This is a genomic window from Streptococcus mitis (assembly GCF_003942995.1).
Taxonomy (GTDB): domain Bacteria; phylum Bacillota; class Bacilli; order Lactobacillales; family Streptococcaceae; genus Streptococcus; species Streptococcus mitis_CV.
In genome coordinates this window covers 14,314-36,991 of sequence record NZ_RJOH01000016.1, presented here as the reverse complement: position 1 = coordinate 36,991, position 22,678 = coordinate 14,314, and the positions used below count along the sequence as shown (strand labels likewise).

Sequence of the window (22,678 nt, the reverse complement as noted above, 5' to 3'; positions counted from 1 at the left end):
TAGAGTCCATCCCTTACTGTAAGCGTAAATAATAAAAATTTAAAGGAGGTTTTTTGATAATGAAGTCAAAAACAGTTTTAGTAACCAGCCTAGCGGCTGCAACATTTGGTCTTGTCTCTCTTGTAGACACAGCAGGAGTTCTACCTTTTTCAGCACAAACGGTGCAGGCTGACACCCAGACGATTAATCCATCTGCAAAATACTATATTCTTGTTCCGAAGGGTTCAGAAGTATTTAAAAATTGGAGAGGTACAGCTAATCGTCCTATTATTTCTGCTACAAAAACTACTCCAGAATTATCTTATTTCGAAGAATCTGATCGCAACTATATAGCTAATGAGAATAAATCTGGTGCAAATTACATAGAGTGGAAGGGGACTGTAGAAGAGTTTAAAGATGCTGTTAAGAAGCTGACTGGTAAAACAACAGCTGCCTCAATTCCAAAGACTTCTAACCAATCAACAACAAGTCAAAAAGATGGCTGGTCGGGTTCGTCCTACTACCAAAATGGTACTAAAGTTACCAGTAAGTGGATTTTCGATAAGAACTATAATTCCTACTTCTACCTAGATGCTTCAGGTAATTATGTTCAAAATGCATGGGAAGGTGATTACTATCTTAAGTCAGGTGGCTACATGGCTAAGAAGGAGTGGATCTATGATAAGAACTATGGAGCTTATTATTACTTAACCTCAGATGGCTACTATGCCCGCAATACTTGGGTGGGCAACTATTATCTCAAGTCAAATGGTAAGATGGCTAAAGGTGAGTGGATTTATGACAATAACTACAGTTCTTACTATTACTTAACATCAGAAGGTAGCTATGCTCGTAATACTTGGGTAGGCGACTATTATCTCAAGTCAAACGGTAAGATGGCAGTGAATGAACGTACCCCAGATGGTTATCAAGTTGATGGCTCAGGCAAGTGGAATCGCTCTCAGGGAACGACTTCTACAGCTAGCAGTTCACAAGCAACATCATTAGGCATAAGCCTTTACCATGTCAATGATGCTATGACTTATATCGATATCGCTCTACCTAGTACTCCATCTTCATCTTATAAAGTAGACTATGATTTTGCCTTAGTTGATGCAAATACAGGTTCAGTTTCTACACAAACTCAGTTTACTGTGACATATAATCTAAGTCTACGTGCCTTTCAAACTCGTCACTTCTTTAGTGCCACTCCAGATGGCAGTTATCGCTTTGTTATCAAAGGAAAAGGACAAGATGGTAAGGTATACGATGGACAATCAGTTGTCTTTCGTGTAAAGAATCATCGTTTTGTCGGATAGATAAATGTTGCACTTTAAACAAATAAAGATTAAAAATAAAGGAAATTAAAAACATGAACAAAAAGAAATTATTAGTATGTGCTTTGGCACTTTCAACAGTCGGAGTATTGTCAAATATTGACACAGCAGGAGTTCTCCCTTTTTCAGTGAAAACAGTGCATGCGGAAATTACTCGTATCGAGAATCATGAGGTAAAATCTAAGATTACACCAGGTTCAGAAAATAAAAGTATCTATGTAGATATGACTGTTGAAAATGTACCTGTAAAATATTCTGTATATATATGCAGATATTGTAAATGCAAAGACAGGTCAAATCCCTAGAAAAGATACTTTCAATCAAGGATTTGATAAATCATCTGTTCCGATTACAAAGCAAGATTGGACTAATTTTGCAAATGTTCCAGATGGTGAATATTACTTACAATTTCATGGAGAAAGTAAAGAAGGAGATACCTTGCATAAGTTTAGTGGTAAATCAGTAATATTTACCGTTAAAGATGGAAAATATGTCAATCCTCTAGACTCTTCAACTCCTAAAGAAACGGAAAAACCAACAGCTACTGAAACTCCAAAACAAACCACTAACTCTAACTCAGCTCAGACTGGTTGGTCAGGTTCTTCTTACTATAAATCTGGTGTTAAAGTAGTTAATCAATGGATTTTTGATGTTCAGTACAATTCATATTTCTACCTAAATGCTTCAGGTAACTTTGTTCAAAATGCTTGGTCAGGTAACTACTATCTTAAATCAGGTGGCTACATGGCTAAGAGCGAGTGGATTTATGATAAAAACTATGGTTCATATTACTACCTAACATCAGAAGGAAGTTATGCCCGTAATACTTGGGTAGGTAGCTATTACCTCAAATCAAATGGTAAAATGGCTAAGAGCGAATGGGTCTATGATAGCAGCTTTAGCTCTTACTATTACCTAACATCAGAAGGAAGCTATGCTCGTAATAAATGGGTAGGTGACTATTATCTCAAATCAGATGGTAAGATGGCAGTCAACGAAAGTACCCCAGATGGCTACCAAGTAGATGGCTCAGGTAAGTGGGTGAAATAGAACGATAGCTTGTTAGAGTTGCCTATAATAAATTGAAACGGGAAATAATTTGTTTATAGGCAATATTTTGATAAAATAAAAATAGCGAAAGGAATTAGCACAGGCTGGTTCCTTTCTCTTAGATAAGGGAGTAATATGAAAAAGTTTTTATTAGCAACAATGCTTTTACTGACACTAGTTCTAGGAGGCTGTCAGTATTTACCTTGGAACAAAAGCGCAGAAACACCATCTGACTCAACATCAGATACATCTGCATCGAGTCCAGAGATAGATTACAGCCAATATAACAAGGTTCTCGATGACTATGAAAAAGTAACTAAAGGTACCTTGCCGACCGGTATGGAGGTCAATCCTCTGGCTAGTCAAGTGAAGTCTTCTCAAGGTTTCTACACAGATGTGGTTTACCACAAGACAGATTTGAATAACGACGGAGTAGATGAACTCTTGCTTTCTCTTGAAATGAAGAGTGGTGAAAAGAGTTTACTTGATATTCGTACTTTGAAAGATGGAAAGGTGATTCGTCTGACCAATCAAGAAAATCGTTTAGACCAGATTGGTGAGAGAATGACAGTCGGTATTTTGCCAGATAATTCTCTACTTTATCGTGGGGCTGGTACAGCAACGAGTCACATTTATGCCCACTATCAATTTAGTGAGGACGGCAAGTTCTTGGTGAAGTCCAAGGAAGCTCAAGAGCTAGCAGATCTTGGTGTCGGTTCGCCCATTTCTTTAGAGACCTTAAGCTGGAAGTCAGTTTCAGATAAACTTCCTGGAGGGGCAAGTGCAGATAAGGGTCCGGCAGAGACATCATCTTCAATTAGCAAAACTGCTTCTAAAAAAATGGATATTAATGCCATAAAAAATGGTGATTTTTCGAGTATTGAGGGAAGATGGAGTAATGGTCACGGAGGAGAAGACTTAGTCTTTAGTAAAGATGGGTTGATAGAACCAGAGGGATTTAAAGTTGACCTTACAGAACCAGAATTGGTAAATGGTTTGTTGATAGCTCGCTATTCGGCCAAAGATTTTGGAGTCTTTATTAAGTTTGTACCAGCAGGTGTTAGAATACCGGATGGGACATCTATGGGTAAGGTGGTCACGGATGCTTCGGATATTAGTAAAGATAGAATCATCTTCCATGCTTCATTTCCGCTACATGGTGATCCAGAGCAATTCTTATATCGTGTAGAATAAGAGTGACACAGATTGATTTAATAATTAATAGCACCCCACGCACATGGGAATGCTCAATCCTTCTTCTACAAAGTCAAATAAGAATTTTTTAAAACACATTGACAAAAGCCAACATTTTTTGTAAAATAAAAATCAATTAAATACCAACACCGAATGAAGTTTAATAGAAGTGGAGAATCGTTTGATTTTCCATGACTGTAAATGGACGGAACTCTGGAGAGACCGTAAAGGCACCGAAGGGGCAAGGCAGGTAACTGCTCAAACTCTCAGGTAAAAGGACAGAGCTAGGATAGACCGCTTTTTAGCATTTATCTAAGCATTCCAGAGTACATGTATCTTGCATGTGCTCTTTCTTTTGGGGTTGAAAAGATAGGAGAATAGAATGTTAGAATTGCTTAAATCAATCGATGCTTTTGCTTGGGGACCTCCCCTCCTGATTTTATTGGTCGGAACAGGAATTTACCTAACTGCTCGTTTGGGGATTTTACAGGTTTTACGTCTGCCCAAGGCCTTCCAGCTTATTTTTACCAAGGATAAGGGGCATGGCGATGTATCCAGCTTTGCGGCACTGTGTACGGCCCTCGCAGCCACAGTGGGTACGGGAAATATTATCGGGGTGGCGACGGCTATCAAGGTTGGTGGACCAGGAGCCCTCTTTTGGATGTGGATGGCCGCTTTCTTTGGAATGGCTACCAAGTATGCTGAAGGGCTCTTGGCTATCAAATACCGCACCAAGGACGACCATGGTGCAGTAGCGGGAGGCCCAATGCACTATATACTTCTAGGGATGGGAGAAAAGTGGCGTCCCCTTGCTATCTTCTTTGCCCTGGCGGGTGTGCTAGTAGCTTTGTTGGGAATCGGGACCTTCACTCAAGTCAACTCGATTACAGAATCTATCCAAAATACAACGACTATTTCGCCAGCTATCACAGCTCTTGTGTTGTCTGTCTTTGTAGCAATTGCAGTCTTTGGTGGACTCAAGTCCATTTCAAAGGTTTCAACTACTGTTGTTCCTTTTATGGCCATCATCTATATTTTAGGAACTCTTACAGTTATTTTCTTTAATATTGGAAAAATTCCTGCCACAATCGCTTTAATCTTGACATCGGCTTTTAGTCCAGTTGCTGCGGTGGGTGGTTTTGCTGGGGCTAGCATTCGAATGGCTATTCAAAATGGTGTAGCGCGAGGTGTTTTCTCGAACGAATCTGGTCTGGGTTCTGCTCCCATTGCAGCTGCTGCGGCTAAGACAAATGAACCGGTAGAGCAAGGTTTGATTTCCATGACAGGAACCTTTATTGATACCCTCATTATCTGTACCTTGACTGGTTTGACCATCTTGGTGACTGGTGTTTGGAGCGGTGATTTGAATGGAGTTGCCTTGACTCAGTCAGCCTTCTCAACAGTCTTTTCACACTTTGGACCTGCCCTCTTAACAATCTTCCTTGTTCTCTTTGCCTTTACAACGATTCTAGGTTGGAACTATTACGGAGAACGTTGTTTTGAGTTTCTCTTTGGGGTTCGCTTTATCTGGCTCTACCGTGTGGTCTTTGTACTCATGGTCTTGTTGGGAGGATTTATCGAGTTGGATATGGTTTGGATTATCGCAGATATTGTCAATGCCTTGATGGCTCTGCCAAACTTGATTGCCCTTTTAGTTTTATCGCCAGTCGTTATTGCTGAGACTAAAAAGTATTTTAATAAATAATGGAATCACACAGCTCGTGTGATTTTTTGCTTTCATAAAAAATTTCTATCAGTGCAATTTAAAATATATATTATGCACGGTATAGAATCTGTGATAGACTAGGTTTCAACAAAACGAAAAGAGGTTTTATGATGACAACATTTACTATCCATACAGTCGAATCAGCACCAGCAGAAGTGAAAGAAGTTCTTGAAACAGTACAAAAAGATAACAATGGCTATATTCCCAACCTAATCGGTCTCTTGGCTAATGCACCGACTGCTTTAGAGGCTTACCGTACTGTCGGAGCCATCAATCGTCGCAACAGTCTGACACCCGTTGAGCGTGAAGTGGTGCAGATCACGGCAGCCGTGACCAATGGTTGTGCCTTCTGCGTCGCAGGTCACACAGCCTTTTCAATTAAACAAATCCAGATGAACGATGATCTTCTGCAAGCCCTTCGCAATCGTACTCCAATTGAAACAGATCCTAAATTGGACACCCTAGCTAAGTTTACTTTGGCGGTAATTAATACCAAGGGTCGTGTAGGTGATGAAGCCTTGGCTGAGTTTTTAGAAGCTGGCTACACTCAACAAAATGCCTTGGACGTGGTTCTTGGGGTCAGCCTAGCCAGCCTCTGTAACTATGCCAACAATTTAGCCAATACACCAATTAATCCAGAATTGCAACCTTATGCTTAATTCATATCTGAGTAAAATGAAGTCTGAAATCAACGGGCTTCGTTTTTTTTATACTCAATGAAAATCAAAGAGCAAACTAGGAAGCTAGCCGCAGGCTGTACTTGAGTACGGTAAGGCGACGCTGACGTGGTTTGAATTTGATTTTCGAAGAGTATTAAGTCCTCATTTAAGCGCTTTTATGATATACTGAAACTAACATGATTATTGGAGGTTAGGATGAAAAAACTCCCTTTGGTATTTTCTGGTTGTTTGCTAGGTTTGGCAGGAGCTGGAAATCTTATTTTAGATACGTTGCCGGTTCTGTCCCATCTTTTTAGTCTGACAGGTTTGATTTTGTGGATTTACTTTCTGCTTTTGCATCTCTTTAATTGGAAGGAAACTAAGCAAGAATTGACCAAGCCTCCTCTTTTGTCAGGAATGGCGACCTTTCCCATGGCTGGGATGATTTTATCGACTTATGTTTTTCGCGTCTTCCCTCATCTTCCTTTGGTAGCGCAAGGACTCTGGTGGTTTTCATTTCTCTTGGATGTAGCCCTGATTGCTGGTTTTACAATTAAATTTGCCTGTCCGGGGCGGAGGGTTCATGCTACTCCAAGCTGGACGGTGCTTTATGTGGGGATAGCAGTGGCAGCCTTGACTTATCCTCTGGTAGGCATCATAGAAATTGCCTATGCGACCTTGAGTTTTGGTTTTCTCCTAACCTTCTATCTCTATCCGCTTATTTATAGCGATTTAAAGAAACATCCACTTCCACTAGCCATGCTGGGACAAGAAGGGATCTACTGTGCTCCTTTTTCTCTACTCTTGGCTTCTCTAGTTAGAGTTGGAGGAGCCAGCCTACCGACTTGGCTCTTAGTTATGATGATTTTGGCTTCCCAATCCTTCTTTTTCTTTGTTTTGACTCGCCTGCCCAATATTTTAAAACAAGGTTTTCAACCAGCCTTCTCAGCCCTCACCTTCCCAACCATTATCACAGCTACTTCGCTCAAGATGGCTCAGGGAATCTTGAAACTTCCATTTTTGAATCATTTGGTACTGGCTGAAACCACTATTTGCTTAATTATTTTATTCTTTGTATTAGGCGCTTATCTGAATTGGTTACGAAAAAAGGTCTAGCTAGAAATAGCTAAACCTTATTTTTTTATGGTTTGATAACTTCAGCTCCACCCATGTATGGACGAAGTGCTTCTGGGATGGTCACAGAACCATCTTCATTTTGGTAGTTTTCAAGAATAGCAGCCACTGTACGCCCAACTGCAAGTCCAGAACCGTTCAAGGTATGGAGTAATTTCACCTTGCCATCTGCTTCATCACGGTAACGGATTTGGGCGCGACGGGCTTGGAAATCTTCTGTATTTGAACAACTTGAGATTTCACGGTAGGTATTTTGTGCTGGAATCCAAACTTCCAAGTCGTAAGTTTTAGCAGCTGAGAAGCCCATATCTCCTGTAGAGAGAGCAACGACACGGTATGGAAGGTTCAGTTTTTGAAGGATATTTTCAGCGTTGGCTGTCATTTTTTCCAATTCTTCGTAAGATTCTTCTGGCTTGGCAAATTTAACCATTTCAACCTTGTGGAATTGGTGCAAACGAATCAAGCCACGAGTATCACGACCAGCTGAACCAGCCTCAGAACGGAATGAAGGGCTCATAGCAGTGAAGTAGATTGGCAGTTCTTTACCATCAAGGATTTCATCACGGTAGTAGTTTGTCAGAGGAACTTCAGCTGTAGGAATAAGGACGTAATTGCTGTCGCTGAGTTCAAAAGTATCTTCCTTGAATTTTGGATATTGACCAGTACCAAACATAGAGTCATGGTTAACCATGTAAGGTGTGATGACTTCAGTGTAGCCTTCTTTTCCATGTTCATCCAACATAAAGTTATAGATAGCACGTTCCAAACGAGCACCGAGTCCTTTATAGAAGAGGAAGCGAGCTCCTGTTACCTTGCCACCGCGTTCCCAGTCAAGGATACCAAGATCTTCACCAAGATCCCAGTGAGCTTTTGGCTCGAAATCGAACTCGCGTGGAGTGCCCCAACGGCGAACTTCCACATTGTCATCTTCGTCAGCTCCAACAGGAACGCTGTCAGCTGGAATGTTTGGAAAAGTAGTGGTAAATTCTGTCAATTTAGCATCGATGTCTGCCAATTCAGCGTCCAAAGCTTTGACTTCAGCAGATAGAGTTTGCATGGCAGCAATCTTGTCATCTGCATTTTCCTTGTTGCGCTTAGCTTGGGCAATCTCAGCTGAAACTGTGTTACGTTCAGCTTTGAGAGTTTCAACCTTGACTAAAATATCACGACGTTTAGCATCGATTTCTTTCATCTCGTTTAAGACAGCAGCATCTACACCACGTGTAGCCAGTTTTTCTGCGACAGCATCAAAGTCTGTACGAATACGTTTGATATCTAACATAAGAACTCCTTTATGAAAAAAGCACACCTGACAAAGCGTTGGAGTGGCAGGGCCACGGTTCCATCCAACTTCACAGGAGTGCACTTGATTGTGTATGCAATTGTTACTAACGGTAGAATTTCACCTATCCCTCCTATCTGCTCGCAGCACCCGCAGACTTTCTGAAAGAAGAAGATAACCTACTTATCCGTTGCTATGATTATACTAAAGTTTCTACTTTTTTGCAAATAGATTTTTAAATTTTTGACTAATGGTTTGAATCAGGGTCGGAAGTTTGACGACCTTGTCATTGCCCAGTTTTTCGCGAGCAATTTTAAGAATGGCACCTGAGTCTTTTGAAGCAAAGAGGAATTTTCCTCTGTCTGTAAAGACTTCGAAGTGGCGACTGATTTTGCGACCAGTGACATTAGCTCCAATTTGGTTGATATGGCTCCAAGGAATTTGGATAAATTGTTCGACGTTGACATCTGGGTAAAATTCAAGAGCCTGATCCCCAATAAGAAATTTCCCAACTTTCCCAGCTATAGAGAGATAGGAAGTGCCTGTCGTATTGAGGAGCACTGTTTTGTTAAGTGATTGAGCCATGCTTAGTCTTCCTTACTTTCTCCAAAAAAGGCATTGTAGAGGGCTTTAATAGCTGCTTTCTCTTGGTCCTTATGGACAACAAACATGATAGACACTTCACTAGAACCTTGAGACATCATCTGGATGTTGATCTTATTTTCAGATAAAGCACGTGTCGCAGTAGCAGTTACTCCGATATGGCTCTTCATTTTTTCTCCAACAATCATAATGATTGAAAGGTCGTGTTCGATTTCTGCATGGTCTACTTCAGCCTTTTGAACCAACTGACGAAGGATTTCTTCTTCCTTGATAGGAGTTAGTTCGCGAGAACGGAGGATGATCGAAAGATCGTCGATACCTGTTGGCATATGTTCCCAACCGATGTTAAGATCTTCAAGGATTTGCAGGACCTTGCGACCAAATCCAACCTCACGGTTCATGAGGTATTTCGACATGTTGATGCTGACAAAGCCTGAGTCACCAGCAATTCCCACAACTGGGAATTCATCATTACTGTGTTTTAGAACGATACGAGTACCTGGATGGTCAGGATTGTTGGTATTCTTGATAACTAGAGGAATTTTTCCTCGGTAGGCAGGAAGAAGGGCTTCGTCATGAAGGACTGAGAAGCCTGCATAGGCCAACTCACGCATTTCACGGTAGGTCAACTCTGGGATAGAGTGTGGTTGGTGAATGATTCCTGGGTGAGCCGCAAAGATACCATCAACATCCGTAAAGTTTTCATAGAGGTCTGCCTTAACACCGGCAGCAATGATAGAACCTGTAATGTCTGATCCTCCACGTGAGAAGGTACAGATTTGATTTTCCTTGGTAACTCCAAAGAAACCAGGAATGACAAGGACTTCATTTGCATTTGTCAATTCTTCAATCTTGTCATAACTTGATGGAATGATGCGAGCGTGACCAGGTTCACTTGTGACCACAATACCAGCTTCTCTAGGGTGCACATAGCGTGCATCGATCCCGTTTTGATTAAAGTAGGCGGCAATCAATTTAGCATTGTTATTTTCACCGGCTGCTAGGAAAGTATCGTAGAGAAATTCGTTTTCTTCGATAGGAAGAGTAGCTAAGGCGCGAATACTTTTTGAAATTTTTTCTAGCACAGTTGGTTTAAGACCTAGTTCACTAACCATAGCAGCATAGCGGTCGATAATCCAGTTTTGGCTCTTGCTAATATCGTTACCAGCAACATAGTCGCGGTAGTATTTAATCAAGGCATCCGTAACCTTAGTATCTTCAGCATTGCGTTTACCAGGCGCAGAAACGACGACAAAACGACGCTCTAAATCGCTTTTGACGATGTTTAAAACTTTTTCTAATTGACTAGCAGAGGCAAGAGAGCTACCTCCAAATTTAACAACCTTCATAAGAACTCCTAAAGTAAGTATTTTATACGATTATAGCAGAAAGAAAGCCTTTTTTCAATGAAGAAAATAAGATGCTTTCTAGGATAAAGCGATTCTTTATAATCGGCTGAGACACTTTCAGTTGATTTTTTCTTGCTTTCTGATTGTAAAAAAGATATACTTTGGAAATAAAATAATTTAAACTGCTTATAAAATAAAAAGGAGTCCAGATGGAACACATTATTTATCAGCTTGAAGAGGATTTGGCAATCCTTACCTTGAATCGTCCTGAGGTCGCGAATGGTTTTCATATTCCTATGTGTGAGGAGATTTTAGAAGCTCTGACTTTGGCAGAAGAGGATCCGGCTGTGCATTTTGTCTTGATCAACGCGAATGGCAAAGTCTTCTCTGTTGGGGGAGATTTGGTTGAGATGAAGCGAGCAGTCGATGAGGATGATATTCCATCATTGACGAAAATCGCAGAATTGGTCAATACTATTTCTTATAAAATCAAGCAAATTGCTAAACCTGTCTTGATGGAGGTTGATGGGGCTGTTGCAGGTGCCGCAGCAAATATGGCTGTTGCTGCAGATTTCTGTCTGGCAACGGATAAGGCTAAATTTATCCAAGCCTTTGTTGGAGTTGGCTTGGCTCCGGATGCAGGAGGAATTCATCTCTTGAGTCGAAGTATTGGTGTGACGCGTGCTGCTCAATTAGCTATGACAGGTGAGGCTCTGACCGCAGAAAAAGCTTTAGAATGGGGGCTGGTTTACCGCGTTTGTGAAGCTGATAAACTCGAAAAGACGAGAGAACAGCTTCTTAAAAAATTGAGACGCGGGGCAGCTAATTCCTATGCAGCCATCAAGAAGTTGGTCTGGGAGAGCCAATTTAAAGATTGGCAAGATTATGCTGTTTTAGAACTGAACCTACAGGAATCACTAGCCAAAACAGAGGATTTCAAAGAGGGAGTTCGGGCTCATTCGGAGAGAAGAAGACCGAAATTTACTGGAAAATAAAAAAATACTTGCACCATTCTTTGAAGTTTGATATAATTCTCTTGTCAAATGTTTTGATTCTAAAAGTTTTTTTGAAAAGGAGGGAAGGAAAGATTGGACTACCAACGAATTAATGAATATTTAACATCTATATTTAACAATGTCCTCGTTATCGAGGAAGTTAGCTTGAGGGGTAGTCGTTTCAAAGATATCTCCATCAAAGAAATGCATACGATTGATGTGATTGGGAAATTCCCAGATGTGACACCAAGTCAAGTGTCAAAAGAGTTGATGGTGACTCTTGGGACAGTTACGACTAGTTTGAATAATCTCGAACGCAAGGGTTACATTGAACGCATTCGTTCAGAACATGATAGACGTGTGGTTCATCTGCATTTGACAAAGAAAGGTCGCTTGGTTCATAGGCTACATAAACGCTTCCACAAGGCCATGGTTGAAAAAATCATCGATGGTATGAGTAAGCAAGAAATTGAGGTTATGAGCAAAGGCCTGACCAATCTTTATCAATTTTTGGAGGATTTGAGATAATGGCTTTTGCAAAAATAAGCCAGGTTGCTCATTATGTGCCAGAGCAAGTGGTTACAAATCATGATTTGGCTCAGATTATGGATACCAATGATGAGTGGATTTCAAGTCGGACGGGAATACGTCAAAGACATATTTCAAGAACAGAATCTACTAGTGATTTGGCTACAGAGGTTGCTCAGAAACTGATGGCAAAAGCTGAAATCACAGGAGAAGAGCTGGATTTTATCATTCTAGCTACTATTACTCCAGATTCTATGATGCCCTCTACAGCTGCTCGTGTCCAAGCCAATATTGGTGCTAATAAGGCCTTTGCTTTTGACCTAACAGCAGCTTGCAGTGGATTTGTATTTGCCTTATCAACTGCTGAAAAGTTTATCGCTTCTGGTCGCTTTCAAAAGGGCTTGGTGATTGGTAGTGAAACCCTGTCTAAAGCAGTCGATTGGTCAGACCGATCAACAGCTGTTTTGTTTGGAGATGGTGCTGGTGGAGTCTTGCTAGAAGCTAGCGAGAAAGAGCATTTTTTGGCTGAGAGTCTCAATAGTGATGGGAGTCGTAGCGAGTGTCTAACTTATGGACATTCAGGCTTGCATTCTCCGTTTTCAGATCAAGAAAATGCAGATTCATTTTTGAAGATGGATGGGCGCGCGGTCTTTGATTTTGCTATTCGGGATGTAGCCAAGTCTATCAAGCAGACTATTGATGAATCTCCTATAGAGGCGACAAACTTGGATTATCTGCTACTTCATCAGGCTAATGACCGTATTTTGGATAAAATGGCTAGAAAAATCGGTGTTAACCGAGATAAACTTCCAGCCAATATGATGGAATATGGCAACACCAGTGCAGCCAGTATCCCGATTTTACTTTCAGAGTGTGTAGAACAAGGCCTCATCCGTTTAGATAGTAGCCAGACTGTTCTTTTATCAGGCTTCGGTGGAGGCTTGACCTGGGGCACGCTCATTCTTACAATTTAGGTAATCATGTGGTGAACACATTGTTATAAAAAAACTATTTATTTTAAAGGAGTCCTATCATGGCAGTATTTGAAAAAGTACAAGAAATTATCGTTGAAGAACTTGGAAAAGACGCATCAGAAGTAACACTTGAATCAACTTTTGATGATTTGGACGCAGATTCATTGGACTTGTTCCAAGTAATCTCAGAAATTGAAGATGCTTTTGATATCCAAATCGAAGCAGAAGATGACTTGAAAACAGTTGGTGACTTGGTTGCCTACGTTGAAGAGCAAACAAAATAAACAGAATATAAATAGAAGGAGTAGGGAAACCCGCTCCCTCTTGTTTAGGCAATAGTTTGATCGTCAAATTATGACGGTATCGAACTATTACGTAAGCAAGAAACGATGGAGGCACTATGAAAACACGTATTACAGAATTATTGAACATTGATTATCCTATTTTCCAAGGAGGAATGGCCTGGGTTGCTGATGGTGATTTGGCAGGAGCTGTTTCCAAGGCTGGAGGACTAGGGATTATCGGTGGGGGGAATGCCCCTAAAGAAGTTGTCAAGGCAAATATTGATAAAATCAAATCATTGACTGATAAACCCTTTGGTGTCAACATCATGCTCTTGTCTCCCTTCGTGGAAGATATTGTAGATCTCGTTATCGAGGAAGGGGTTAAGGTAGTTACAACAGGCGCAGGAAATCCAAGCAAATACATGGAACGTTTCCATGAAGCTGGTATTACGGTTATTCCTGTTGTACCAAGTGTTGCCCTAGCTAAACGCATGGAAAAAATCGGTGCGGATGCTGTTATTGCAGAAGGAATGGAGGCCGGGGGGCATATCGGTAAATTAACAACCATGACCTTGGTTCGCCAGGTTGCTGCTGCTGTATCTATTCCAGTTATTGCTGCAGGAGGGATTGCGGATGGTGAAGGTGTTGCAGCTGGCTTTATGCTAGGTGCAGAGGCTGTTCAGGTTGGAACTCGTTTTGTCGTTGCAAAAGAGTCTAATGCCCATCCAAATTATAAGGCGAAAATTTTAAAAGCTAGAGATATTGATACTACGATTTCAGCTCAACACTTTGGACATGCTGTTCGTGCGATTAAAAATCAGTTGACTCGTGATTTTGAACAAGCTGAAAAAGATGCTTTTAAACAAGAAAATCCAGATTTGGAAATTTTTGAACAAATGGGAGCAGGTGCTCTAGCCAAAGCGGTTGTTCACGGAGATGTGGATGGTGGATCTGTTATGGCAGGTCAAATTGCAGGCCTTGTTTCCAAAGAAGAAACCGTTGAAGAAATCCTAAAAGATTTGTATTACGGAGCAGCTAAGAAAATTCAAGAAGAAGCCTCTCGTTGGGCAGGAGTTGTAAGAAATGACTAAAACAGCCTTTTTATTTGCTGGTCAAGGTGCCCAGTATCTAGGTATGGGACGGGAACTCTATAATCAGTATCCGATTGTCAAAGAAACGATTGATCAAGCGAGTCAGGTACTCGGTTATGATTTGCGTTATCTTATTGATACAGAAGAAGAAAAACTCAATCAGACCCGCTATACGCAACCAGCTATTTTAGCAACTTCAGTTGCTATCTATCGTTTATTGCAAGAAAAGGGCTATCAACCTGATATGGTTGCTGGTTTGTCTCTTGGAGAATACTCTGCCTTAGTGGCCAGCGGTGCCTTGGATTTTGAAGATGCGGTAGCCTTGGTTGCTAAGCGTGGCGCCTATATGGAAGAAGCGGCTCCTACTGGCTCTGGCAAGATGGTAGCAGTTCTCAATACGCCAGTAGAGATCATTGAAGAAGTCTGTCAAAAAGCTTCTGAACTTGGAGTGGTTACTCCAGCCAACTATAATACACCTGCACAAATTGTGATTGGAGGAGAAGTGGCTGCAGTTGATCGAGCTGTAGAACTCTTGCGGGAAGCAGGAGCTAAACGCTTGATTCCTCTTAAGGTTTCAGGACCTTTTCATACCGCTCTCCTTGAGCCTGCTAGCCAGAAACTAGCTGAAACTCTAGCTCAGGTAAGTTTTTCAGATTTTACTTGTCCTCTAGTTGGCAATACAGAAGCTGCAGTTATGCAAAAAGAAGACATTGCTCAACTCTTGACGCGTCAGGTCAAAGAGCCAGTTCGTTTCTATGAAAGTATTGCAGTTATGCAAGAAGCAGGCGTAACTAACTTTATCGAGATTGGACCGGGGAAAGTCTTGTCAGGCTTTGTCAAAAAAATTGATAAGACAGCTAAACTAGCCAATGTTGAAGATCAGGCTAGTTTGGAAACTTTGCTAGAAAACAAGTAATCCCTTCTCCCATAAATACAAGAGAAAACAGGAGAAAAGAATGCAACTAAAAAATAAAAATATCTTTATTACAGGTTCGAGTCGTGGAATTGGTCTTGCCATTGCCCACAAGTTTGCTCAGGCAGGAGCCAATATTGTTTTAAACAGTCGTGGGACAATCTCAGAGGACTTGCTAGCCGAGTTTTCAAACTATGGTGTCAAGGTGGTTCCTATATCAGGAGACGTGTCAGATTTTGCAGACGCTAAGCGTATGGTTGATCAAGCTATTGCAGAGCTGGGTTCAGTAGATGTTTTGGTCAACAATGCAGGTATTACCCAAGATACCCTTATGCTCAAGATGACAGAAGCGGATTTTGAAAAAGTGCTCAAGGTTAACTTGACTGGTGCCTTTAACATGACACAATCAGTCTTAAAACCGATGATGAAAGCCAGAGAAGGTGCTATCATTAATATGTCTAGTGTTGTTGGTTTGATGGGAAATATCGGTCAAGCTAACTATGCAGCTTCTAAGGCTGGTTTGATTGGTTTTACCAAATCTGTGGCGCGTGAAGTGGCCAATCGCAATATCAGGGTTAATGCTATTGCACCTGGAATGATTGAGTCCGATATGACAGCAGTTCTATCGGATAAGGTAAAAGATGCTATGCTGGCACAAATTCCTATGAAAGAATTTGGGCAAGCAGAGCAGGTTGCAGATTTGACAGTATTTTTAGCAGGCCAAGATTATCTAACTGGTCAAGTAGTTGCCATTGATGGTGGCTTAAGTATGTAGCAGAAGCTAGAGGTGAAAAAGATGAAACTAAATCGCGTAGTAGTAACAGGTTATGGAGTAACATCTCCAATCGGAAATACACCAGAAGAATTTTGGAATAGTTTGACAACTGGAAAAATCGGAATTGGTCCAATTACAAAATTTGATCATAGTGACTTTGATGTGCATAATGCAGCAGAAATCCAAGATTTTCCTTTTGATAAATACTTTGTTAAGAAAGATACCAATCGTTTTGATAACTATTCTTTATATGCCTTGTATGCGGCTCAAGAAGCTGTCAATCATGCAGGTCTTGATGTAGAGGCTCTTGATAAAGATCGTTTTGGTGTAATCGTGGCCTCTGGTATTGGTGGAATCAAAGAAATTGAAGATCAAGTGCTTCGCCTCCATGACAAAGGACCAAAACGTGTGAAACCATTGACCCTTCCAAAAGCCTTGCCAAATATGGCTTCAGGAAATGTTGCTATGCGTTTTGGAGCAAACGGTGTTTGTAAATCTATCAATACTGCCTGCGCTTCATCAAATGACGCGATTGGGGATGCCTTCCGCTCAATTAAATTTGGTTTCCAAGACGTTATGTTGGTAGGTGGTTCAGAAGCCTCTATCACACCTTTTGCTATTGCTGGTTTCCAAGCCCTAACTGCTCTCTCAACTACAGAGGACCCAACTCGTGCTTCCATTCCATTTGATAAGGACCGTAACGGTTTTGTTATGGGAGAAGGTTCTGGGATGTTGGTTCTTGAAAGCCTTGAACACGCTGAAAAACGTGGGGCTACTATCCTTGCTGAAGTGGTTGGTTACGGAAATACCTGTGATGCCTACCATATGACTTCTCCTCATCCAGAAGGTCAGGGAGCAATCAAGGCCATTAAACTAGCCTTGGAAGAAGCTGACATTTCTCCAGAGCAAGTAGCCTATGTCAATGCTCACGGAACGTCAACTCCTGCTAATGAAAAAGGAGAAAGTGGTGCGATCGTGGCTGTTCTTGGTAAGGAAGTACCTGTATCATCAACTAAGTCTTTCACAGGACATTTGCTGGGAGCTGCAGGTGCAGTAGAAGCTATCGTAACAATCGAGGCTATGCGTCATAACTTTGTACCAATGACAGCTGGGACAAGTGAAGTATCAGATTATATCGAAGCCAATGTCGTTTATGGACAAGGCTTGGAGCAAGAAATTCCATACGCTATTTCAAATACTTTTGGTTTTGGTGGCCACAATGCAGTTCTTGCTTTCAAACGTTGGGAGAATAAGTAAGTATGAATTTAAACGATATTAAAGACTTGATGGCCCAATTTGACCAATCAAGTTTAAGAGAATTTTCTTATAAGAATGGGACGGATGAGTTGGAGTTTAGCAAGAATGAAGCTAGACTTGTATCTCAAGTTGCATCTCAAGTCGCTCCAGCGCCCGTTCTAGCAACACCAAGTCCAGTAGCTCCTTCATCTGCTCCAGCAGAAACTGTAGTGGAAGAAGTTCCTGCTTCAGCTGAAGCAAGTGTGGTTGCTGAGGGAGATGTTGTAGAGAGCCCGCTTGTTGGGGTGGCTTACTTGGCTGCTGGTCCTGATAAACCTGCCTTCGTCACAGTTGGTGATAGTGTCAAAAAAGGTCAAACATTGGTGATCATCGAAGCTATGAAAGTCATGAATGAAATTCCAGCACCTAAGGATGGTGTGGTAACGGAAATTCTCGTTTCTAATGAAGAAATGGTTGAGTTTGGTAAAGGATTGGTACGTATCAAATGATCGATATTCAAGGAATCAAAGAAGCCCTTCCCCACCGTTATCCTATGCTCCTAGTGGACCGTGTCTTGGAAGTGAGTGAGGATACCATTGTTGCCATCAAAAATGTGACCATCAACGAACCCTTCTTTAACGGTCATTTCCCTCAATATCCAGTTATGCCAGGTGTTCTAATCATGGAAGCCTTGGCGCAAACAGCTGGTGTCTTGGAGTTATCAAAACCTGAAAATAAAGGTAAACTAGTCTTTTACGCTGGTATGGACAAGGTTAAGTTCAAGAAGCAAGTTGTACCAGGCGACCAATTGGTTATGACAGCGACTTTTGTCAAACGTCGTGGCACGATTGCTGTAGTTGAAGCAAAGGCTGAAGTGGATGGCAAGCTTGCGGCCAGTGGTACTCTTACCTTTGCAATAGGGAACTAAGGAGGTTCTCCATGTTTCGAAAAATTTTAATTGCCAATCGTGGTGAAATTGCGGTTCGCATTATCCGTGCGGCACGTGAATTGGGGATTGCGACGGTAGCGGTCTATTCAACTGCCGATAAGGAAGCCCTTCATACGCTTTTGGCAGATGAGGCGGTTTGTATCGGTCCTGGTAAGGCTACAGAGTCTTATCTTAATATCAATGCTGTTCTATCAGCTGCAGTCTTGACTGAGGCAGAAGCCATTCACCCTGGTTTTGGATTTCTCAGTGAAAATTCCAAATTTGCAACCATGTGTGAAGAAGTTGGTATCAAGTTTATCGGTCCATCTGGTCATGTCATGGATATGATGGGGGATAAAATCAATGCGCGTGCTCAGATGATCAAAGCAGGCGTGCCTGTCATTCCAGGTTCGGATGGAGAAGTGCATAACTCTGAAGAAGCTTTGATTGTTGCTGAAAAAATTGGCTATCCTGTTATGCTCAAGGCTTCAGCAGGTGGAGGTGGTAAAGGGATTCGTAAGGTTGAAAAACCAGAAGATCTTGTTTCAGCCTTTGAAACAGCATCTAGTGAAGCCAAGGCCAATTATGGCAATGGTGCCATGTACATTGAACGGGTTATCTATCCAGCTCGTCACATCGAGGTTCAAATCCTAGGAGATGAACACGGACATGTGATTCACTTGGGGGAACGGGATTGTTCTCTTCAACGGAATAACCAAAAGGTTTTAGAAGAAAGTCCTTCGATTGCAATTGGCAAAACGCTACGCAATGAAATTGGTTCTGCTGCTGTTCGAGCTGCAGAGTCTGTTGGTTATGAGAATGCAGGGACCATTGAGTTTCTTCTTGATGAAGCCAGTGGAAACTTCTATTTCATGGAAATGAATACACGTGTTCAGGTAGAGCATCCGGTAACAGAATTTGTTTCAGGTGTGGATATCGTTAAGGAACAGATTCGCATTGCGGCAGGTCAGCCTCTGTCTGTTAAGCAAGAAGATATTGTCCTACGCGGTCATGCCATCGAGTGTCGGATCAATGCAGAAAATCCAGCCTTCAACTTTGCTCCAAGTCCAGGTAAGATTACTAATCTCTATCTACCAAGTGGTGGAGTTGGCTTGCGCGTGGATTCAGCAGTTTATCCAGGCTATACCATACCACCCTATTATGATAGTATGATTGCTAAAATCATCGTTCATGGAGAAAATCGTTTTGATGCCTTGATGAAAATGCAACGTGCCCTCTATGAACTAGAGATTGAAGGAGTGCAGACCAATGCAGATTTCCAGCTTGACCTCATTTCAGATCGCAATGTCATTGCTGGAGATTACGATACTTCCTTCTTGATGGAAACCTTCTTACCTAAATATCAAGAAAAAGAATAAAATGACTTCAAGAGTTTAAACCGAAAAGGGGAATCAATGGCTCTATTTAGTAAAAAAGATAAGTATATTCGAATCAATCCCAATCGTTCGGTTAGGGAAAAACCTCAAGCCAAGCCAGAGGTTCCAGATGAATTATTCTCCCAGTGTCCGGGTTGTAAGCATACCATTTATCAGAAGGATCTGGGAAGTGAGCGTATCTGTCCACATTGTAGCTACACCTTTCGTATTTCTGCCCAAGAACGCTTGGCTTTGACGATTGATATGGGAACCTTCAAGGAATTGTTTACAGGGATTGAAAGCAAGGATCCCTTGCATTTCCCTGGTTATCAAAAGAAACTAGAAGCTATGCGTGAAAAAACAGGTCTGGATGAAGCCGTTGTGACAGGAACAGCTCTTATTAAAGGTCAGACTGTGGCTCTTGGGATTATGGATTCCAACTTTATCATGGCTTCTATGGGTACGGTTGTAGGTGAAAAAATCACTCGATTGTTTGAGTATGCGACTGTCGAACAATTGCCAGTTGTCCTCTTCACAGCCTCTGGTGGCGCCCGTATGCAGGAAGGAATCATGAGTCTCATGCAGATGGCCAAGATTTCTGCAGCGGTTAAACGCCATTCAAATGCTGGTCTCTTTTACCTGACCATTTTAACAGATCCAACGACAGGTGGTGTGACAGCTTCTTTCGCTATGGAAGGCGATATTATTCTAGCTGAACCACAGAGCTTGGTCGGTTTTGCTGGGCGTCGTGTCATTGAAAATACGGTTCGTGAAAGCTTGCCTGAGGATTTCCAAAAGGCAGAATTCCTATTGGAACATGGCTTTGTGGATGCTATTGTCAAAAGAAGAGACTTGCCAGATACGATTGCTAGCCTAGTCAGATTGCATGGAGGGGGTCCTAGATGAATATTGCAAAAATAGTCAGAGAAGCGCGTGAGCAGAGTCGCTTGACAACCTTGGACTTTGCAACAGGCATTTTTGATGACTTTATCCAATTACACGGTGACCGTTCTTTTCGTGATGATGGTGCGGTTGTTGGTGGTATCGGCTGGCTTGGAGACCAAGCTGTAACAGTGGTTGGTATCCAAAAAGGCAAGAGTTTGCAAGACAACCTCAAACGGAATTTTGGCCAACCGCATCCAGAAGGCTACCGCAAGGCCCTTCGTTTGATGAAACAGGCTGAAAAGTTTGGTCGTCCAGTTGTGACATTTATCAATACTGCAGGTGCCTATCCTGGTGTGGGAGCGGAAGAACGTGGTCAAGGGGAAGCTATCGCTCGCAATCTCATGGAAATGAGTGACCTGAAAGTTCCGATTATCGCCATCATTATAGGTGAAGGGGGTTCTGGTGGGGCTCTGGCTCTAGCAGTCGCAGACTGTGTTTGGATGCTGGAAAATTCTATCTATGCCATTCTCAGCCCAGAAGGCTTTGCTTCCATTCTATGGAAGGACGGAACTCGTGCCATGGAAGCAGCAGAGTTGATGAAAATCACATCACATGAACTGCTAGAAATGGACGTGGTAGATAAGGTGATTTCTGAAGCAGGGCTTTCTAGTAAAGAACTGATTAAGAATGTTAAAAAAGAACTTCAAGCTGAGCTAGCTAGACTTTCGCAAAAACCGTTAGAAGCGTTGTTGGAAGAGCGTTACCAACGATTTAGAAAATACTAATACCTCAGAATACATAAAAACTAGAACTGGCAGTCAGTTCTAGTTTTTATGTGGTTCTTACTCTGTATCAAGGACGAAGTAAAAGGTGCTTGGAAAACCAAACACCTTTTCGATTATTCATTTTCTTCAGTTACAAATTGACTAAGCAGTCCATTGATAAAACGGGCTGATTTTTGATCTGAAAAATTCTTAGCAAGCTCAATGGCTTCATTGACTGCTACCAGCTGAGGTGTATCAAATGATGTGATTTCAAAGATTCCTAAGCGTAGTAAGTTTTTTTCGACCAAGGTCAAGCGTTCAACTGTCCAGCCTGACCTGAGGTGCTGGTTGATTTGTTTATCCAACTCGTCTTTTTGAGCTTGAACGCCAGAAACCAAGTTCAGAAGAAAGGCAGGAATTTGCACATCTTCATCTTCACGGTCATGTGTGTAGGCAAAGCGACAAGCTGTTTCCATATCTGCGTCAAATTCAAGGCTCATGAGAGCTTGAAAAGCGCATTTACGCAGTTCACGTCTAGATTCTAATAATGGACTAGTCATTGAGGAAGTCCTCGTTAAATAGATCTTTCAACTCAGGTTTTGGTGTTTTATCTGGAACGATTCCTGCAACATGGATGTTGACAGCAGCAAGTTCAACATCAGCCATATCTCGGACAGCATCTTTAACTGCTTTTTGAATAGCGAGAGCAACTTTTGGTACTTTCACACCGTACTCAAGATAGAGATAAATGTCAGCAGTTAGCTCTTCGTTGCTTTCTTTTAAGTAGACACCACGACCAAGAGAGAGTTTTGATAGGGTATCAGATACGGATTTATTTGAAAATGAGTGGACACCTTCAACTTTAGCAGTTGCAATGGCAATGATTTTTTCAAGTACACGTGGAGCGATAACGATTTCGCCAAATTGTTCTTCAATTCCCATAGAATGACCTCTTTCTAGAGATTAGGCACGAGAAACGTAAGTTCCTTCTGCAGTGTTGATGATCAATTTTTGTCCAGCTTCGATGAAGTCTGGAACGTTGACAACAAGTCCAGTTTCCATAGTTGCTGGTTTACCAGAACCTGTAACAGTAGCACCTTTGATAGATGGTTGTGTTTCAGCAACTGTCAATTCAACAGTAGTTGGTACAGTTACACCGATTACTTCAGTTCCGTAGAATTGGATTTTCACATCAGAGTTTTCAAGTATGTAAAGCAATTCATTTTCAACGTTTACGACTGGAATTTCATATTGGTCGTAAGTTTCAGTGTTCATGAAGTAGGCAGTTTCATCCATTTTGTACAAGTATTGAGCTGGAACAGTTTCGATAATAGCTTGTTCGAATTTTTCTTCTGGACGGTAGCTTGTGTCAAAAGTAGAACCAGTACGGACATCACGCAATTTCATACGCATGATCGTGTTTCCTTTACCTGGTTTGTGGTGGCTAGCTTCCAAAACGCGGATCAATTTTCCGTCTGCAGTTTCAAATGTCATACCAGCTTTCAATTTGCTTGCTTCAATCATGTTTTTACCTCTTTAATAAATATTATTACTCTTCATTTTACCATAAAATCTTCTGGAAATAAAGCCAAAATAGTTATTGGGAGATGGTAGGG

General features: G+C 41.6%; 24 protein-coding genes, 1 pseudogene and 1 riboswitch. Of the genes and pseudogenes, 19 read left to right on the top strand and 6 right to left on the bottom strand.

Annotated elements, in window-relative coordinates; genetic code table 11:
- Positions 1-59: 59 nt before the first annotated feature.
- The 6 genes and pseudogenes from D8836_RS08690 (at position 60) to D8836_RS08660 (ending at position 7,061) form a co-directional block, all read left to right on the top strand.
- A complete protein-coding gene (locus tag D8836_RS08690; RefSeq protein WP_125393746.1) occupies positions 60-1,298 on the top strand; it encodes a PspC-like choline-binding domain-containing protein in 1,239 nt (412 codons plus the stop codon).
- A 53-nt stretch (positions 1,299-1,351) separates the two neighbouring features.
- Positions 1,352-2,366, top strand: a pseudogene (locus D8836_RS11570) (endo-beta-N-acetylglucosaminidase).
- A 135-nt stretch (positions 2,367-2,501) separates the two neighbouring features.
- Positions 2,502-3,560, top strand: coding sequence for a DUF6287 domain-containing protein (locus D8836_RS08680; RefSeq protein ID WP_033686467.1), 1,059 nt, complete (start codon positions 2,502-2,504; stop codon positions 3,558-3,560).
- A 203-nt stretch (positions 3,561-3,763) separates the two neighbouring features.
- Positions 3,764-3,852, top strand: a riboswitch (glycine riboswitch).
- A 90-nt stretch (positions 3,853-3,942) separates the two neighbouring features.
- Entirely contained in the window at positions 3,943-5,265 is a 1,323-nt protein-coding gene (locus tag D8836_RS08675) for an alanine/glycine:cation symporter family protein (RefSeq protein WP_125393745.1), read from the top strand.
- A gap of 131 nt (positions 5,266-5,396) precedes the next feature.
- Positions 5,397-5,945, top strand: a complete 549-nt coding sequence (locus D8836_RS08670; protein WP_000206774.1) for a carboxymuconolactone decarboxylase family protein — start codon at positions 5,397-5,399, stop codon at positions 5,943-5,945.
- Positions 5,946-6,161: 216 nt separating this feature from the next.
- Positions 6,162-7,061 carry a TDT family transporter gene (locus D8836_RS08660; RefSeq protein ID WP_125393744.1) on the top strand — a complete coding sequence of 300 codons (900 nt, stop codon included), beginning with the start codon at positions 6,162-6,164 and terminating at the stop codon, positions 7,059-7,061.
- Positions 7,062-7,086: 25 nt separating this feature from the next.
- Here D8836_RS08660 and serS read toward each other — a convergent pair whose 3' ends face one another.
- From serS to D8836_RS08645, 3 genes are all read right to left on the bottom strand, one after another.
- Positions 7,087-8,361, bottom strand: a complete 1,275-nt coding sequence (gene serS, locus D8836_RS08655) for a serine--tRNA ligase (protein ID WP_125393743.1) — start codon at positions 8,359-8,361, stop codon at positions 7,087-7,089.
- 213 nt (positions 8,362-8,574) lie between these two features.
- Positions 8,575-8,946, bottom strand: a complete 372-nt coding sequence (locus D8836_RS08650) for a DUF956 family protein (protein ID WP_125393742.1) — start codon at positions 8,944-8,946, stop codon at positions 8,575-8,577.
- 2 nt (positions 8,947-8,948) lie between these two features.
- A complete protein-coding gene (locus D8836_RS08645; RefSeq protein ID WP_125393741.1) occupies positions 8,949-10,313 on the bottom strand; it encodes an aspartate kinase in 1,365 nt (454 codons plus the stop codon).
- A 209-nt stretch (positions 10,314-10,522) separates the two neighbouring features.
- On the opposite strand from D8836_RS08645, the gene D8836_RS08635 reads away from it, so the two are divergent.
- The 13 genes from D8836_RS08635 (at position 10,523) to D8836_RS08575 (ending at position 21,083) form a co-directional block, all read left to right on the top strand.
- Complete coding sequence (locus D8836_RS08635) at positions 10,523-11,308, top strand: enoyl-CoA hydratase (RefSeq protein WP_125393739.1); 786 nt, start codon at positions 10,523-10,525, stop codon at positions 11,306-11,308.
- Positions 11,309-11,401: 93 nt separating this feature from the next.
- Positions 11,402-11,836: a fatty acid biosynthesis transcriptional regulator FabT gene (fabT, locus tag D8836_RS08630; RefSeq protein ID WP_000386351.1), complete on the top strand. Its 435-nt coding sequence runs from the start codon at positions 11,402-11,404 to the stop codon at positions 11,834-11,836.
- Positions 11,836-12,810, top strand: a complete 975-nt coding sequence (locus D8836_RS08625) for a beta-ketoacyl-ACP synthase III (protein ID WP_125393738.1) — start codon at positions 11,836-11,838, stop codon at positions 12,808-12,810. Before fabT ends, D8836_RS08625 begins: the two co-directional genes overlap by 1 nt.
- Positions 12,811-12,869: 59 nt before the next feature.
- Entirely contained in the window at positions 12,870-13,094 is a 225-nt protein-coding gene (locus D8836_RS08620) for an acyl carrier protein (RefSeq protein WP_000257838.1), read from the top strand.
- A gap of 116 nt (positions 13,095-13,210) precedes the next feature.
- Positions 13,211-14,185 carry an enoyl-[acyl-carrier-protein] reductase FabK gene (gene fabK, locus D8836_RS08615; protein WP_045612217.1) on the top strand — a complete coding sequence of 325 codons (975 nt, stop codon included), beginning with the start codon at positions 13,211-13,213 and terminating at the stop codon, positions 14,183-14,185.
- Complete coding sequence (gene fabD / locus D8836_RS08610) at positions 14,178-15,101, top strand: ACP S-malonyltransferase (protein ID WP_125393737.1); 924 nt, start codon at positions 14,178-14,180, stop codon at positions 15,099-15,101. Before fabK ends, fabD begins: the two co-directional genes overlap by 8 nt.
- Positions 15,102-15,141: 40 nt before the next feature.
- Complete coding sequence (fabG, locus tag D8836_RS08605; RefSeq protein ID WP_125393736.1) at positions 15,142-15,873, top strand: 3-oxoacyl-[acyl-carrier-protein] reductase; 732 nt, start codon at positions 15,142-15,144, stop codon at positions 15,871-15,873.
- Between the two features lie 21 nt (positions 15,874-15,894).
- Positions 15,895-17,130 carry a beta-ketoacyl-ACP synthase II gene (fabF, locus tag D8836_RS08600; RefSeq protein WP_125393735.1) on the top strand — a complete coding sequence of 412 codons (1,236 nt, stop codon included), beginning with the start codon at positions 15,895-15,897 and terminating at the stop codon, positions 17,128-17,130.
- Between the two features lie 2 nt (positions 17,131-17,132).
- The gene (gene accB / locus D8836_RS08595) at positions 17,133-17,618 is read left to right on the top strand and encodes an acetyl-CoA carboxylase biotin carboxyl carrier protein (RefSeq protein ID WP_125393734.1); all 486 of its coding nucleotides are present in this window, start codon (positions 17,133-17,135) and stop codon (positions 17,616-17,618) included.
- A complete protein-coding gene (gene fabZ, locus D8836_RS08590) occupies positions 17,615-18,037 on the top strand; it encodes a 3-hydroxyacyl-ACP dehydratase FabZ (protein WP_000565515.1) in 423 nt (140 codons plus the stop codon). Before accB ends, fabZ begins: the two co-directional genes overlap by 4 nt.
- A gap of 11 nt (positions 18,038-18,048) precedes the next feature.
- Positions 18,049-19,416 (top strand): acetyl-CoA carboxylase biotin carboxylase subunit, encoded by a 1,368-nt coding sequence (gene accC / locus D8836_RS08585; RefSeq protein ID WP_084929921.1) that lies wholly within the window; start codon positions 18,049-18,051, stop codon positions 19,414-19,416.
- Between the two features lie 36 nt (positions 19,417-19,452).
- Positions 19,453-20,319 (top strand): acetyl-CoA carboxylase, carboxyltransferase subunit beta, encoded by an 867-nt coding sequence (gene accD, locus D8836_RS08580; protein WP_125393733.1) that lies wholly within the window; start codon positions 19,453-19,455, stop codon positions 20,317-20,319.
- On the top strand, positions 20,316-21,083 hold the full coding sequence (locus D8836_RS08575; RefSeq protein ID WP_125393732.1) for an acetyl-CoA carboxylase carboxyl transferase subunit alpha: 768 nt from the start codon (positions 20,316-20,318) through the stop codon (positions 21,081-21,083). The genes accD and D8836_RS08575 overlap by 4 nt, the downstream gene beginning before the upstream one ends.
- 113 nt (positions 21,084-21,196) lie before the next feature.
- Here D8836_RS08575 and nusB read toward each other — a convergent pair whose 3' ends face one another.
- Genes nusB through efp form a run of 3 tightly spaced genes read right to left on the bottom strand, consistent with a single transcriptional unit; the run spans position 21,197 to position 22,586 of the window.
- Positions 21,197-21,622, bottom strand: a complete 426-nt coding sequence (gene nusB / locus D8836_RS08570) for a transcription antitermination factor NusB (protein ID WP_125393731.1) — start codon at positions 21,620-21,622, stop codon at positions 21,197-21,199.
- Positions 21,615-22,004 carry an Asp23/Gls24 family envelope stress response protein gene (locus D8836_RS08565; RefSeq protein ID WP_000510577.1) on the bottom strand — a complete coding sequence of 130 codons (390 nt, stop codon included), beginning with the start codon at positions 22,002-22,004 and terminating at the stop codon, positions 21,615-21,617. Before D8836_RS08565 ends, nusB begins: the two co-directional genes overlap by 8 nt.
- A gap of 21 nt (positions 22,005-22,025) precedes the next feature.
- On the bottom strand, positions 22,026-22,586 hold the full coding sequence (gene efp, locus D8836_RS08560; RefSeq protein ID WP_000568643.1) for an elongation factor P: 561 nt from the start codon (positions 22,584-22,586) through the stop codon (positions 22,026-22,028).
- Between the last annotated feature and the right edge of the window lie 92 nt (positions 22,587-22,678).

What these genes read in the sequence shown, in the direction of transcription:
- D8836_RS08680 (WP_033686467.1), top strand. Translation starts at nt 2,502, where the DNA reads ATGAAAAAGTTTTTATTAGCAACAATGCTTTTACTGACACTAGTTCTA.
- accC (WP_084929921.1), top strand. Translation starts at nt 18,049, where the DNA reads ATGTTTCGAAAAATTTTAATTGCCAATCGTGGTGAAATTGCGGTTCGC.
- efp (WP_000568643.1), bottom strand. Translation starts at nt 22,586, where the DNA reads ATGATTGAAGCAAGCAAATTGAAAGCTGGTATGACATTTGAAACTGCA.
- D8836_RS08645 (WP_125393741.1), bottom strand. Translation starts at nt 10,313, where the DNA reads ATGAAGGTTGTTAAATTTGGAGGTAGCTCTCTTGCCTCTGCTAGTCAA.
- fabG (WP_125393736.1), top strand. Translation starts at nt 15,142, where the DNA reads ATGCAACTAAAAAATAAAAATATCTTTATTACAGGTTCGAGTCGTGGA.
- D8836_RS08670 (WP_000206774.1), top strand. Translation starts at nt 5,397, where the DNA reads ATGACAACATTTACTATCCATACAGTCGAATCAGCACCAGCAGAAGTG.
- D8836_RS08675 (WP_125393745.1), top strand. Translation starts at nt 3,943, where the DNA reads ATGTTAGAATTGCTTAAATCAATCGATGCTTTTGCTTGGGGACCTCCC.
- D8836_RS08660 (WP_125393744.1), top strand. Translation starts at nt 6,162, where the DNA reads ATGAAAAAACTCCCTTTGGTATTTTCTGGTTGTTTGCTAGGTTTGGCA.
- serS (WP_125393743.1), bottom strand. Translation starts at nt 8,361, where the DNA reads ATGTTAGATATCAAACGTATTCGTACAGACTTTGATGCTGTCGCAGAA.
- D8836_RS08650 (WP_125393742.1), bottom strand. Translation starts at nt 8,946, where the DNA reads ATGGCTCAATCACTTAACAAAACAGTGCTCCTCAATACGACAGGCACT.
- D8836_RS08565 (WP_000510577.1), bottom strand. Translation starts at nt 22,004, where the DNA reads ATGGGAATTGAAGAACAATTTGGCGAAATCGTTATCGCTCCACGTGTA.
- D8836_RS08690 (WP_125393746.1), top strand. Translation starts at nt 60, where the DNA reads ATGAAGTCAAAAACAGTTTTAGTAACCAGCCTAGCGGCTGCAACATTT.
- nusB (WP_125393731.1), bottom strand. Translation starts at nt 21,622, where the DNA reads ATGACTAGTCCATTATTAGAATCTAGACGTGAACTGCGTAAATGCGCT.
- D8836_RS08620 (WP_000257838.1), top strand. Translation starts at nt 12,870, where the DNA reads ATGGCAGTATTTGAAAAAGTACAAGAAATTATCGTTGAAGAACTTGGA.
- fabD (WP_125393737.1), top strand. Translation starts at nt 14,178, where the DNA reads ATGACTAAAACAGCCTTTTTATTTGCTGGTCAAGGTGCCCAGTATCTA.
- D8836_RS08625 (WP_125393738.1), top strand. Translation starts at nt 11,836, where the DNA reads ATGGCTTTTGCAAAAATAAGCCAGGTTGCTCATTATGTGCCAGAGCAA.
- D8836_RS08575 (WP_125393732.1), top strand. Translation starts at nt 20,316, where the DNA reads ATGAATATTGCAAAAATAGTCAGAGAAGCGCGTGAGCAGAGTCGCTTG.
- fabK (WP_045612217.1), top strand. Translation starts at nt 13,211, where the DNA reads ATGAAAACACGTATTACAGAATTATTGAACATTGATTATCCTATTTTC.
- D8836_RS08635 (WP_125393739.1), top strand. Translation starts at nt 10,523, where the DNA reads ATGGAACACATTATTTATCAGCTTGAAGAGGATTTGGCAATCCTTACC.
- fabZ (WP_000565515.1), top strand. Translation starts at nt 17,615, where the DNA reads ATGATCGATATTCAAGGAATCAAAGAAGCCCTTCCCCACCGTTATCCT.
- accD (WP_125393733.1), top strand. Translation starts at nt 19,453, where the DNA reads ATGGCTCTATTTAGTAAAAAAGATAAGTATATTCGAATCAATCCCAAT.
- accB (WP_125393734.1), top strand. Translation starts at nt 17,133, where the DNA reads ATGAATTTAAACGATATTAAAGACTTGATGGCCCAATTTGACCAATCA.
- fabF (WP_125393735.1), top strand. Translation starts at nt 15,895, where the DNA reads ATGAAACTAAATCGCGTAGTAGTAACAGGTTATGGAGTAACATCTCCA.